The sequence below is a fragment of the Pseudohongiella sp. genome (genome assembly GCF_040877505.1).
In the GTDB taxonomy this organism is placed as follows: Bacteria; Pseudomonadota; Gammaproteobacteria; order Pseudomonadales; family Pseudohongiellaceae; genus Pseudohongiella.
On sequence record NZ_JBBDNQ010000034.1, the window covers coordinates 172,626 to 185,926 of the forward strand.

The 13,301-nt window shown below is 55.3% G+C and carries 13 protein-coding genes; 6 read left to right on the plus strand and 7 right to left on the minus strand.

Annotation, left to right across the window (positions count from 1 at the left end; genetic code table 11):
• Positions 1-55: 55 nt before the first annotated feature.
• A complete protein-coding gene (locus WD071_RS13040; protein ID WP_368048818.1) occupies positions 56-1,702 on the minus strand; it encodes a hypothetical protein in 1,647 nt (548 codons plus the stop codon).
• A 287-nt stretch (positions 1,703-1,989) separates the two neighbouring features.
• Here WD071_RS13040 and WD071_RS13045 point away from each other — a divergent pair, with 287 nt between their 5' ends.
• On the plus strand, positions 1,990-3,030 hold the full coding sequence (locus WD071_RS13045) for an MBL fold metallo-hydrolase (protein ID WP_368048819.1): 1,041 nt from the start codon (positions 1,990-1,992) through the stop codon (positions 3,028-3,030).
• 99 nt (positions 3,031-3,129) lie between these two features.
• Positions 3,130-3,942, plus strand: coding sequence for a hypothetical protein (locus WD071_RS13050; RefSeq protein ID WP_368048820.1), 813 nt, complete (start codon positions 3,130-3,132; stop codon positions 3,940-3,942).
• Between the two features lie 13 nt (positions 3,943-3,955).
• Here WD071_RS13050 and WD071_RS13055 read toward each other — a convergent pair whose 3' ends face one another.
• Positions 3,956-4,984 carry an alpha/beta hydrolase gene (locus tag WD071_RS13055; protein ID WP_368048821.1) on the minus strand — a complete coding sequence of 343 codons (1,029 nt, stop codon included), beginning with the start codon at positions 4,982-4,984 and terminating at the stop codon, positions 3,956-3,958.
• A 15-nt stretch (positions 4,985-4,999) separates the two neighbouring features.
• The gene (locus WD071_RS13060; protein WP_368048822.1) at positions 5,000-5,413 is read right to left on the minus strand and encodes a hypothetical protein; all 414 of its coding nucleotides are present in this window, start codon (positions 5,411-5,413) and stop codon (positions 5,000-5,002) included.
• 324 nt (positions 5,414-5,737) lie between these two features.
• Here WD071_RS13060 and WD071_RS13065 point away from each other — a divergent pair, with 324 nt between their 5' ends.
• Together WD071_RS13065 and WD071_RS13070 are read left to right on the plus strand one after the other, a co-directional pair.
• Entirely contained in the window at positions 5,738-6,529 is a 792-nt protein-coding gene (locus WD071_RS13065; protein ID WP_368048823.1) for an FkbM family methyltransferase, read from the plus strand.
• Positions 6,526-7,344, plus strand: a complete 819-nt coding sequence (locus WD071_RS13070) for a glycosyltransferase family 2 protein (protein ID WP_368048824.1) — start codon at positions 6,526-6,528, stop codon at positions 7,342-7,344. The genes WD071_RS13065 and WD071_RS13070 overlap by 4 nt, the downstream gene beginning before the upstream one ends.
• 22 nt (positions 7,345-7,366) lie before the next feature.
• Here WD071_RS13070 and WD071_RS13075 read toward each other — a convergent pair whose 3' ends face one another.
• The 3 genes from WD071_RS13075 to WD071_RS13085 all read right to left on the minus strand — a co-directional run bounded on the left by WD071_RS13075 (position 7,367) and on the right by WD071_RS13085 (position 11,479).
• On the minus strand, positions 7,367-8,587 hold the full coding sequence (locus WD071_RS13075) for a serine hydrolase domain-containing protein (protein ID WP_368048871.1): 1,221 nt from the start codon (positions 8,585-8,587) through the stop codon (positions 7,367-7,369).
• A gap of 176 nt (positions 8,588-8,763) precedes the next feature.
• Positions 8,764-10,557 (minus strand): hypothetical protein, encoded by a 1,794-nt coding sequence (locus WD071_RS13080; protein WP_368048825.1) that lies wholly within the window; start codon positions 10,555-10,557, stop codon positions 8,764-8,766.
• Positions 10,558-10,831: 274 nt separating this feature from the next.
• A complete protein-coding gene (locus WD071_RS13085) occupies positions 10,832-11,479 on the minus strand; it encodes a TetR/AcrR family transcriptional regulator (protein ID WP_368048826.1) in 648 nt (215 codons plus the stop codon).
• Between the two features lie 187 nt (positions 11,480-11,666).
• Here WD071_RS13085 and WD071_RS13090 point away from each other — a divergent pair, with 187 nt between their 5' ends.
• Together WD071_RS13090 and WD071_RS13095 are read left to right on the plus strand one after the other, a co-directional pair.
• The gene (locus WD071_RS13090) at positions 11,667-12,023 is read left to right on the plus strand and encodes a glutaredoxin domain-containing protein (RefSeq protein WP_368048827.1); all 357 of its coding nucleotides are present in this window, start codon (positions 11,667-11,669) and stop codon (positions 12,021-12,023) included.
• A gap of 16 nt (positions 12,024-12,039) precedes the next feature.
• Positions 12,040-12,474 (plus strand): DUF2214 family protein, encoded by a 435-nt coding sequence (locus tag WD071_RS13095; RefSeq protein WP_368048828.1) that lies wholly within the window; start codon positions 12,040-12,042, stop codon positions 12,472-12,474.
• An 85-nt stretch (positions 12,475-12,559) separates the two neighbouring features.
• Here WD071_RS13095 and WD071_RS13100 read toward each other — a convergent pair whose 3' ends face one another.
• Positions 12,560-13,225, minus strand: a complete 666-nt coding sequence (locus WD071_RS13100; protein WP_368048829.1) for an alpha/beta hydrolase — start codon at positions 13,223-13,225, stop codon at positions 12,560-12,562.
• Between the last annotated feature and the right edge of the window lie 76 nt (positions 13,226-13,301).

Here is a 13,301-nt window from a genome sequence, read left to right on the forward strand (position 1 = left end):
TGATCGGCCTTATCCCCGTGAGTCTGCGTCCATAAATCGGACACAATCGGCGGTGTTACAGGCCGGTGGTCCAGCCTGATACCCAGTCTTCACCTTCTTTCACTGCGCCGATGAAATCGACTTCTTCGAAGAAGGAGCTGCTACCCGAGCCACCCAGCGCCGGTGCAGAGGCTGCGTCGAAGTTGTTATTCAGACGCGTCACATCAAACACACTGACGTTTATGGCAGCGCCATTGGCATCCGTCAGGTTTGTCGCAGTGACGTAGGCTGTCGGGTTAGAAGCGCTCAGACCCTGGATGACATTGGCAGGCAGGTCGGCAGCGGCGTCCACTACAGCATTGCCGCCATTAACCCACCAGCTACGTATATCGAAACCAGCATCAGCTTTCAGTGCTTCGGTACACGCTACAACATTGCCACTGGCTGCAGAGATACCCGAATTGATGCCATCAATAGTCTGCGTGCTGGTCACCTCCATGCACTCATTGCTGGCCATACCGTCCGCGTTGGAGGTAATGATCGAGTTGTACATTTCGAAGTAGGAACCTTCGCGGTACAGCGGACCTTCAGCGTCGCCCTTGGAGGTCGGCGCAGTGCCTTCGTTGGTGTCAACGTTTGACGTGATGCAGGTCATGTTTGACACGCGGCCTTTGGTGTATGGCGCGATATCATCCGGCTGGCTGCCACCGGTGTTGTCTGCCTCGATGCAGCGGTTGCCGCCAGAGGTATGCACAAACAATGCGAACTGGGCATCACCCGCCCAACCTTCCGAATAATCGAATGCATCGTCGCCGACATTAACGCCTACGATGTATTTGACGTCGACTGCACCACCGAACATTTCGAAACCGTCGTCCAGTGTGGTGTACGTCTGTACGTATTCGACTGTGGTGCCAGAGCCAACGGCATTAAATGTCAGGCCATTCACTTCGTCACCGTCAACTACTTCGAAACCGGCGTGACGTATCTGCACATAGCGCATTACACCCGAGTTTTCTTCGTTGTTGTTGCCACCATAGTTGTTGGGCTTGCCTTCAGCAGCCACGTGACAGTTGTGCGGGTTGCTCGACGTCGCCTGACGATCAGCATCGGTGCACTTGTTGGTCAGACCATTACCATTGATCTGTACACCACCCCAGAGACCTCGGTCGGCTTCAGTCGCCTGGTTATCACGCAGGTCGGTCACACCACTGAAAATGATAGGACGATCACGCGTGCCCTCGGCAATGATGCGTGAACCGCGGTTGATCACCACGTAATCCTGCGAGTTGAAGAAAGCGAGCTTGGCACCAGCACCAATTGTCAGTGTGGGGCCTTCGCCATCCTGTGGAATCTCTACGCCCTGAGCGGCAGAGTTGGCATTAACATTTCGACCGACAAACAGACTGTCTTCGAAAATATGCAAACCATCATCAGGCAGACCATTAATCACCAGGTCAGTAGTCAGCGGGCGCGTGTCAGCAACAAAGGTGGCCGAGTATGTGCAGTTGCCGCCTTCGAAGCTGCCCTGCAGGGTCTGACCTGACTGCGTGTAGCTGGCACAAGGGTTGGTCGTGCCGCCGTTACCGCCATTACTGCCTTCGTTGGTGGTATTGTTGGAATTGGTGACAGTCGTTGAGGGTGCCAGTGTCACACCGCCGCCATCACATGCGGTGACTGCCGCTGCCAGCAGGCTGATGCTGAAAATTGTTTTGATGTTCATGTTCACAATCGCTCCTTTTTATGGTCCTGTACCAAAGATATTGGTATTCGTTATCGATAACCTACTGAATCGAAACCTGAGCGGCACTAACGGTCCGAATCTGCTTCAGATCAAGAGCCGGACTACCGCGGTGCGATATTGTTGATCAGCAATCGTGTCAGAATCGTGACAACAAAAGATCACTAACGACTTTCTATAGATGACATATAATCAATAGTAATCAATAACTTAGGATTATCGGCAATTCAGCATCCGCCTCTGCAATTCCAGAAAAAGGGAGTAAAATCATGATTTTGAGACAGCTTTATGACGCAGTGTCATCGACCTACACATATCTGCTCGCCGATGAAAAAACACGCGAAGCCATCCTGATTGATCCGGTTTTTGAGCAATGCCAGCGTGATCTGGCGATGATTCAGGAGCTGGGATTGACCCTGAAGGTCGTCGCAGACACGCACGCGCACGCCGACCACATTACCGCAGCGTGGTTGCTTAAACAGAAAACCGGCTGTCAGATTGCCTCGTCAGTCGCCATCAGCGCCGAACATGTTGATATGCCATTGCACCATGGCGATCACTTTGGCGTTTCCGGCATTTCTCTCGAAGTCCGGGCAACGCCAGGCCACACTGATGGCTGCAACACCTATGTCCTGGTTGACCACAGCATGGTGTTTACCGGTGACACTTTGCTGATCCGCGGGTGCGGCCGCAGCGATTTTCAACAGGGTGATCCGGCAAAACTGTACCGGTCAATCACACAACAGATTTTCACACTTCCCGACGATTATGCGATTTACCCGGCGCACGATTACAACGGTCGCACCCGATCATCCGTGGGGGAGGAAAAGGCCTTTAATCCTCGTGTCGGCGGCGGCGCCAACGAACGGGATTTTGTGCAGTACATGAAAGCCATGCAGTTGCCGCATCCAAAAAAAATAGACGAAGCTTTGCCGGCCAATATGCGCAGCGGCATGCCCGCAGACGGCCAACTACCAGACGAACCAGACTGGGCCGATATCCGCATAACATTTGCCGGCATTGCCGAAGTGCAACCAGAATGGGTAATCCAGAACCAACCATCCGTCACCATTCTCGATGTTCGCGAAGAGGATGAGCAGGAAGAACCACTGAATGGTTTGAACAATGCCGTGTCAATTCCCTTAAGCCAGCTCCGGACGCGCATAGAAGAAGTGCCACGTGACCGGCCCGTTGTTACTTTATGTCGATCCGGAAAACGCTCGTCCCTGGCGCTGGGGATCTTAAAAGAAGCAGGCCACGACAAAGTTGCCAACATCCACGGCGGCATTCTGCACTGGAAAAACGGTTAAAACGCTATCTCGTTAAGCAGGCGTTAATTGAGCACGTCATACCCTGTCCATGACAACTGACGCACCGGTATCCGGTGCCGGGATCTGAGGGATGACGTTATGAACAAAACACACCTGCGCGCAATATTGGGAGCCGTCCTGATGACGATCGGCAGCGGCGTGGCAATGGCCGACTCGCGCTCGGTCAGCAGCGCCTGCGCCACGCTGGAATTTATGGCCAAGATGCTGGCGGTTAATGCCGTGCTTCCTGCCGACTACGACAGTCAGCCGCAACTGGCAAGCATGCACACCGAACTGAGAGAGCTGAACCGCCTGGCCTGCCAGCCCGTGTTGCTGACGGAAACCACCCGCTTCAGTAGTCGCTACGGAAATGGACGTTCAGTGTCGGCGGACCTCTACGATTCAGCCTGGTATTTCCCGAACGGGCAATTGTTTGTCGCCAGACCAGGGCGTGATACCACGATCTACTACCCTAACGGTCAGGTCATGGCCTTCCGCTGGGCGCGCGGTGGTCAAACGCTATACTGGCCCAACGGCAACCCCGCCACCTTTAGCTTCCGAACCATCAATGAGGCCTGGTACTATCCAGACGGCCACATTATTACCTACCTGGCCGGCGCCCGCGATGAACGCTGGTTCTATCCTTTCGCCCGACTGGACGGCCAGATCGGACAGGAATTGATCTCATCGCACTGGGGCGTGGACGGTGAGGACTTCCAGGCTATCAATTACACCAACGATGGCTGGATGTTCATGCAGCGCGAGCGTATTCGCGACAAACTGGTATTGTCTGACACAGAACTGCTGGACGTACCCGGCGTACTGTTGATGCTGACCCGCTTCTACCAGATGCCTGACGACGCCAGGCAGTTCATGCCAGGTGACAGCAGTATTACCGGTGCGCCCTGGTGACATCATCGGCGGTTCAGGGCCGGTTACCAAGGGCACGCTGCATGACCTCATATTGCACTGACATCAGATGCCCGATGGAGCGTCGCCAGTATTCCGAGTTGTGCCGCCCCTGCGACTGCATGTAAGCAAACGGGACGTCATTGAGCAGCAGAATCTGCATGAACTCATGAGTGGCGGTTATCAGACCGTCATCGACACCACTGTCCAGATAAATATGCGGCAATCGACTTTTGGGCACGTCATAGATGATATGGAACGGATCGTAGGCCTCGGCCTGCTCAACAGTTTCAAAATCTGTACCCCTGGGATTGCGTTCATCCTGAGAGCTGAATCCGGGGATATCGATGATTTGCGAGATAAAGGCATCGGCGCGTGCCAGCTCCGGAGAATCCCCGATACTGCGCGCGACCGGCGCCGGTTGACCTTCTGCTATCGCTGTTGCACGGTTTCTGGCATGCGCCAGCGCGCCACTGGTACTGGCCACCGAAATGAACAGCTCGGGGTGGCGCAGGCCCAGCATCACCGCACCGTAGCCGCCCATGGAGAGCCCTGCAATTGACCGACCTTCACGACTGGCAAGCGTACGGAAGTTGCTGTCAACATGGCCGATCACATCGCGCACAATATGATCTTCCCAGTTGTTACGTTGATTGCCCTCGCTGCTGGCATAGTTGATATACCAGCTGTTGCCGGCATCAGGCATGACCACAATCAGGTCCGAAAAGCTGCGGGCATAAAACGCAGCGCCCAGGTTTCGCCCCCACACCGTGTAGTTCTGCATATAACCGTGCAGCAGGTACAGGACCGGATAACGCGCATCGGATTCGCTGTAGTCAGGTGGCAGTACAATATCGAATTTCATTTGCCGTGATACTGCCGGGCTGAAGAACGATACCGTCTGCAACCCTGCGGGCAGCTCGGACGGTTGCGCCGCCGATATCGTTTGTTCGGCCTCCTGCGCCAGCAGCAAAGAACCGGCCAGGCTGAGTATCAACGTGAAAGTCCCGGACAACAATCGCGTAAAAATGCGGTGGTGGGTCATGGCAAATCCAGTTGTTTACAAAGGTATGGGCCCAGCGGAAAAGCGCTCGCGATCTTCGTCAGTGGCGATTTCACGACACTCACCCCGCACCGAAAACCCGCTCAGGGTCTGTTCCCGATACAGTTCGAAAAAGCCCTCGCGGCAATACGCCGTACGTTGCATGATCAGGGTCAGCCGCTGCTCAATGTTGCGCTCGCCCATCAGCCAATCACTGTCGGACCGTCCACCGGGATGTGACACCGTCGCAGCGCTCGTGTTTTGCTCCGGGCGCCGATAGTCGCGCTGCAGGACAAAAAACTTGGTGCCGTTCGCTGCTATCTCCGGCACCAGATATTCCTCGGCTGGCGGCGCGATGTAGGTGGCAGTGCCACCGCAGGCCCCCAGTACAGCGCTCAACACTACTGTTATGGTAAATCGCTCTGATCGCATACTTTCCTCGCAGCGCACGCCTGGTCAGCTATCTGTGACGACAGATCGAAACTCTAAAGTCACTGGCGCCTAAAGGCAAGCATCAAAGTTCCGGCCAGCTTGCAGGCTGGACTAACAGGCCACACGCTGACATCATTGGCACAGCGTTCTCATCAACAGCGATTCACAATGACATCAAGTCCTGGCAATGCATCCGAATCACACACGCCCCTCCCCTTTGGCAGCCATCGCCCGGCTGCAATACTGAACCGACTGCTCGCGCTCTGCCATCGTGACCATGGCCCTCGCCTCAGCAGGCTGCTGGCCCCTGTGTTGCGCAGGACAATGACACGACTGACACCCTTGCCGATTGATATCTGTGTCGGAGGGCTGAATCTGCGCTGCCAACTGACAGACAACTATTCCGAGAAGAAATTCGTTTTCACACCCTGGCGCTACGATTCTGACGAACGCAGACTGTTGCGGGAACACCTGCCGGCAAATGGCGTTTTCCTGGATATCGGCGCCAACATCGGGCTTTACACACTGACAGCAATGCAAGTCGTCGGCGCCGGCGGTCGCATCCTGGCATTCGAACCCAACCCTGCTACAAGGCAGCGCCTGCTGTTCAATATCGACGCCAACAAGTCAGACACCACTGAGGCAGCGTTGTCCGTGATGGATATTGGCATCGCGGATATCGACAGCCAGTTTGTATTGCAACTGGACAGCAGTAACCTGGGGGCCAGCAGCATCAGTGACAGCAATCGTTCCCGCCTGGCGCAGGCCGACCCGCGCAGGACTGATGTTGTCATTCAATGCCGACCCCTGCTTGGCGTTCTGCAGGACAATCAGATCAGCAGGATTGACGTGCTCAAAATAGATATCGAAGGCGCTGAGGACAAAGCCATGGCACCTTACCTGCGCGGCGCACCGGAGGACTTGTTAGCGAAACTTGTCATCATCGAAAACTCGCCACATCTTTGGCAGGAGGACGTTTTTGCCTTACTGAATCAGCGCGGATACCAGCGTATACTGCACAACCGAATGAACTCCGTATTTTTGCTGACGCCTGGTGCAACCCCTGACGAAGCTAAAAATGGCGTTGATGCCGGAATTCAAAGAGCCACTGTATGAAAATGTCTGTTATTGTCACAACCTACAATTCACCAGCCTGGCTGGAGAAGGTTCTTTGGGGCTACAGCGTACAGGATCTCCAGGACTTTGAGTTGATTATCGGCGACGATGGTTCCGGACCGGATACCCGTGCGCTGCTCGACCGGTTTCGCGGCGAAACCGGGCTCAATATCAAACATGTCTGGCAGGAAGATGACGGATTCCGCAAGTGCGCGATCCTGAATAAAGCCATCAGCCAGGCCAGCGGTGACTACCTGGTTTTCTCCGACGGGGATTGCATCCCCAGACGCGATTTCCTCGCGGTTCATGCCCGTGAGGCCGAACCCGGCCATTACCTGTCTGGCGGGTACCATAAGCTCCCCATGCGTACCAGCACCGATATCAGCCGCGATGATGTGCTGAACGGCCGTTGCTTCGAACTGCCATGGTTAAAACAACACGGTTTACCATCAAGCTACCGGAACAGCAAACTCACGGCAGGCCCCGTGCTGGCCAAATGGTTCAATCGATTGACGCCGACACGGTGCAACTTTAAGGGCTCTAACGGCTCCGCCTGGCGCGAGGATGTTCTGGCGGTGAATGGTTTCGATGAGCGCATGGCCTGGGGTGGACTGGATCGCGAGTTCGGCGTTCGGCTGATTAACATGGGCATCAAACCCAAACACGTGCGCTACAATGCCATTGTCATTCACCTTGATCACAACCGCGGTTACAAAGACCCGGCCACAGTCAAAGCAAACAAGGCCTTGCGGCTGGAGAACGCCAGGCTGGGCACCTACTGGACTGACCATGGCATTGTAAAGGCAAAAGCATGATTCAGGCGTTTTTATGACCGCCTTACTGGATCATCGACTGAGCCACCAGAGCCTTGAACAGTGCCGACAGATTATAGGCGCCTGACGGCTGTATCTGCAGCATCAGCACCGCCACCGTGCCGGTTTCAGGGTCGGCCCAGGAGAACGTGGCCAGTGAACCATTCCAGCCGAACTCCCCGTTGTTGCGGGCAAAACCACTCTCGGCTTCGTCAATGACCACGCTGAAACCGTAACCCCAACCCAGGTCACGCATCGGACGTTGCGGATTCAGTGCGATCGGCAACACCGCATCAGGCAACTGATTTGTGGTCATCAATGCCACCCCGGCCTCGCTGAGTACGCGCTGCCCGTCAAGAGTTCCCTGGTTCATGAATGCCTGCAAAAATCGCAGATAATCCGGTACCGTGCTGACCATACCGGCCGCCCCTTCCAACAGCGGCGGGTTCTGCGTGATGGGGATGTCCATGTCGGGTTCTCGTTGCAATCCCTGCGGACTCACACGATAGATGTGGGCCCGTTGCGCCACTTTATCTTCCGGCACATAAAAGCCGGTGTCGGGCATATTCAGCGGCGCCAATACCATTGTCTGCAGGTAGTCATCCAAGGGTAGTCCGGAGACAATCTCAACAACATGTCCCAGCACCGTTGTTGAAATACTGTAATTCCATACCGTCCCCGGATCCGCGATCAGGGGCACCTGCGCGACTTTTTCAACCAGCTGTACCAGCGTGTCGGCGCGTGATCTTACTGCACGACTGTCATACAAAGCGCTACTGCGGTGACTCAGACCGCCAATATGTAATAACAAATCCGCAATCGTGATTTGCCGGGATGCAGGCCGGGTTGCACCATCGCTGTCAGTCGGATCGTGGAAAACTGTCGGATCGGCAAATGCCGGAATATACCTTGCCACCGGATCATGCAATTGCAACTGACCGTTCTCAATCAACTGCATGACGGCCAGCGACACGATGGGCTTGCTCATTGAGCGGATTTCAAACATGGCATCCGTTCGCATCGGGACCCGTTGTTCCACATCCTGCCAGCCCATGCTTTCCAGATACACGATACGACCGTTACGAGACACTCCTGCTACCAGGCCGGGCACATGCCCGGCATCGACATAGTGCTTCAGGGTGTCGGTGATCAGCGCCAGCCGTGCCGGAGAAAACCCGAGCGCTTCGGGCTCTGCCCGGGGCAGCGCTGCCGCCGTGCTGACCAGGCCCGCGGCCAGAGCCACCACTTTCAAGCATTTCCGCAACATGTTTTTTTTCATAGTAATGCCATTTCTTTTTTGTTGTGAGGCAGTTGCCTGTTTTAGACCCGACCATAAAAAAGGGAGCATCTCTGCTCCCTTTTTTATCTCAAAGCTATCGTGATATCCCAAAGCTATAACACTTTGAGGATCGGCTCAATGAATCACTGCGCCGCGCTTACCAGATTGCTGTCTACTGTTTCGCCTTCCGTTACCGCGTAACGACCCTGGTCAACGAATTTATAGTAAACCTGGCCGAAGAACATTTCGTCCCAGCTCTGATCACCCCAGGGCACGTCGCGCGACGGGTCCGGGTTGGCCTTGTTCTGCTCGGAGTTATCGAACGCTCCGGTGGCGACAACACGTGTTCCGGCGGGCACCAGCATGGGCTCTTCCAGCTTGTACTCCATCTGCCAGTTGTAGTTGTAATTGGCAATGTTGATCAGCGGTTTCACCGTACCATCCGGCAGGTGCGCATCAAAGCGCATGTACTTGCCACGGAAGTGCATGTGCGGCAGGAAGCTGTGCAGCCACGCATCATCCGGGATCTCGATCTGAGCCTGCATTTCAAAGTTCGGATCATAAGCCGGGATCGTGGTCCAGGTAGGTGTAAAGATACAGGCACACTCACCGGTCATGCGCTCTTCCGGGATTTCATCCTCGTCGTAGAACCAGACACCGATACGGCTGGCATCAGTCGTTTCACGGCCGGTTGTTGTGTAGTGCAACTGAATGGCAATGGTGGAACCATTTTCCAGCAGACCACCGGTGTTCGGCTCTTCAACGTAAGGTGCAGCACCCGGAATATAGGGCGTGATATACGCCAGGTTAGGATCCGGTGTTCCCACAAAACCACTGCCACTGGGACGCTCGCCCGGGCCGAACAGTGCATTCAGCGTGTGGTGCAGTACGGTGCGGTCGCCCGGCATATACTGACTGGCTTTAACATAACGATCTTTGCCATCTGGCAGATTGATCGGAATGAATTCATAGCGGTAATCCAGCACACCTGTCGCCGGAACCGCCTGTTCAGGCACTTCAATGACATAGTCAGGCTCACCGAAGGCCCACTCTGTAGGTGGCCACTCGATCATCGCCAACGGATCGGTAGCTCCATCCTTCTGCGATCCGGCAGCAATCCAGTCCAGCACCTTGCGCTGATCTTCGAATGGCACCACGTAGCTGTTTCGGAACTCATTGATGTGAGGGTCGATCTGACCCGGCGGCATGCGCTTGGTCATCATCACTTCACGGATCATTGGCGACCAGCCCTGAACCATGGCGTGGCTGTCGAGTGCAAACGGCGCAATACCGCCTTCACGGTGACAGCTGGCACAGTTCTCGGCAATGATGGGGGCCACGTCTTTTTCGTAGGAAACGGCGGTAATATCACGCTCAGGATATTGCACGTCAGTACCCTGTGCGGCCACATAGCTGGTCGCCACTGCTTCGCCGGCAGCAACGCTGGCAACGGCATCCGCAAACGCCTGGCCAGGTGCACCACGATAGACCACGCTGAAGGACCTGGGATCAAATACCACTGCCTCACCGATCTTTTCGATTCCGATAGATTCGGAAATTGCCTGCACGTCATCAATCAGAACCGGAATATCAGTGCCCATCGCCGCCACATCAGCAGCAACTGCAGCACGGTCTTCCCCGAGCGGGTTGATCATCATGAACTTGAGGCCCTGATCTTCATACTGGGCTTTCAGCTCAGTGAAGGAGGCCAGTGCATCACGTGTTGCCTGCGCGCCATTGCCCTGCACCAGGAATACGACTGCCTTGTTATTGTCATACCAGGCCATGTGGTGGAAATACCCCTCATGGTCCAGCAGTGCGAAGTCACCCACACGCTCGTCTGCAGCGTGACTCACGCCAGCTCCTACGGCCAGTGCCAGCGCCGTCAGCGCTGTGCAGGCAGTGGTTTTACCCTTGTTCTGTAACCAACTGATCATCGTACCCTCCAACTTTTAAGTACTATCTGCCTTGAACTTCCAGTTAGCCGAACCGTTTAGTCGAACCGTTCGCCGGACTGTTGTCAAACCACATTGAATGTTAACCGCATTAAATGGCTGTACCAGGCTCAAAAATGAGCCCGTTCATGTTTCCGATCGTATCACTATGCAAAACAAAGTCAAACGCTATCAGACGGATATGCAGTTGCTGCGACAGAATGCCGACAGCATGCGACAGCCGGTGAGGGGGTCAGGGGAAGGGGCGCTTTGGTGTTCAGTCAAGAAGGGCAGCCAGGGCGTTGCGCAGGCTCTTGCGAAACTCCTCTTCCGTATGAAATCCGCACAAATATCCCTGTAGCAGGTGGTAATACAACGCGAAGGTACTCCACGCCATGGTGCCGGTATACAACTCCTTCTGAACACGGCCGTCCCGGCGCGCACGCTCAATGAGCTTCATCAGCTTGGCGTAGGTGCTGTTCATGATCTGGTCGATATCCTTGCGACGCTGCTCTGTGGTTGAGAATGACAGTTCCTTGAGAACGGTACGCGACAGCGTCTGGTCTTTCATGTGGTAGCTGATATGGCCCTCAAAAAACGCCATCAACTGATCGAGCAAAGGCTCACCCGGGGCTATGCCGGCATAGGATTCGTCAATCATTTTAAGAATGTCATCCTTGAATACCAGCACCAGCAAGTCTTCCTTGCTTTTTGCATACAGGTACAGAGTGCCCAGTCCGACATCCGCTTCGACGGCAATGTCCTGAATAGTGGTGGTGGTAAATCCTTTATCAATAAACAATTTGCGCGCGGCGGCCACGATGCGCTGCAGACGAATCAGTTTCTTGCGTTCTCTCAGCCCCATTGACGCCAGGTCCGGCTCGTCCTTTACCAGATTGTTGCGCACAGTATTATCACCGGTCATGCTGTCTATAACCCTTTTTGGATATTATCCATATCAGCCATCGTTCAGTTGCATACGACCAGCAATGTAAAAATGACAATGCATTGTCAAATAATAGCAGTCATTCGGCCTGTCGTTTGTCACGCAACACTCAAGATTAACACAGTCAGATATGGCACAATAGCGTAAATTTTTTGAAGGTGCCCCCATGCCCGAGACACAATCACAGTCCGCCAGTGTTCTGGCGATACTGCAGGATGCAAAATCACCGGTCACCGTATTCACGCTTTCGTGGTGCTCATACTGTCACGCGGTAAAGAACCTGCTGCATACGCTGGGCGTGCCCTGTCATACTGTTGAGCTTGACAGTGGCGTTTACCTGGACACACAACTGCACCGGCGAATGCGCACCGAGCTGCAGCAGCTAAGCGGCAGCCAGACCCTGCCCCAGGTGTTTGTCGGGGTCGACAGTGTCGGTGGTTACACGGAAACACAGGCAGCGCTGCGGACGGGACGTCTGCAGGAACTATTGTCACGCCACGGCATCGATATCTCGGCGCCGTAGCTGTAGAGGTGATGTTATGGCTGACGCAATTTTCCGTGGACTGCATCTGTTCGGTGCACTGGGCATGGCTGCCGGCCTGATCATCGCAAGCCTGGCCGCAGGCAGTCTGGCAAATGACGGCGAACAGCATCCTCTTGCCTATCAGACTTTCCGCAGGATTTACGCCTACACGGCGCTGGCGGCCCTGCTATCGATAGCAGGGGGCCTCATGTTGTGGCTGGCAGTGGGCAAACCAGCGGCATTTTTCAGCAATAACCCGGTGTTCCACGCTAAACTGGGACTGGTCATGGTACTGCTGGTCACGCTGATCTACCCGGCCTGGTGTTTGTGCCGCCCGCGGGGACAGAATCCGCTACCCAGGTCCCTGCTTCGATTACAGAAGAGCGCTCTCCCGCTGCTGGTCATTGTCCCCGTGCTGGCCTATCTGATGGCGCGCGGCGTGGGCTATTGACCCCTGGGCTCGTGAGGAGTGATCTCGTGAGGAGTGGGCTCGTGAGCAGCGGGCTACTGACGGCTAACCGGGAGAGCGGCAAGGCTCAAGCCAGTACTTCCTGCAACCATCCGGATATATCCCTGATCTCTTCCAGGCAAACGCTATGCTGCATCGGGTAACGGCTGTATTGCGGCTGATACCCGAATGCCTCCAGCACGCTGACCGTGCGCTTGCCCAACTCCTCATTGACCACCGGATCGGCGGTGCCGTGGCAGATGCGAATCGGCAAATGACGGTTGGCGTCATTTACCAGAACACTGTCAGCCGTGGGAAAGTAGCTCGACAGAGACAACAGCCCGGCCAGCGGATACTGACAGCTTAATCCCGCCTCCAGCACAACCGCCCCGCCCTGCGAAAAACCGGCCAGCACAATACGCTGACTGTCGATGCCAGCTGCCATCTGCTGGCTGACAAAATCATGTACCGCAGCGGCTGACGCGCGCAGCTGTTTTTCATCAACCCGACGCTGCACATCCATCTCGACAATGTCATACCAGGCCGGCATGACATAACCCTGGTTGATGGTCACGGGTATGGAGGGCGCATGCGGAAAAATAAACCGCACCGACAACTCTGCCGGCAAATGCAGCTCCGGCACCAGCCCGGCAAAATCGTTACCGTCAGCACCCAGCCCGTGCAGCCAGATGACCGCCGCGTCGGCGGCTTTGTCCGGATTGCTGTCGCGGACAATGGCAGGTAAAAGTGACATAAACATCCCCGTAATTCTGATTGGCCAGACCCGCTGGCCGGATAAGTGATTGCAAGGATTATAGGGGACTGTGCTT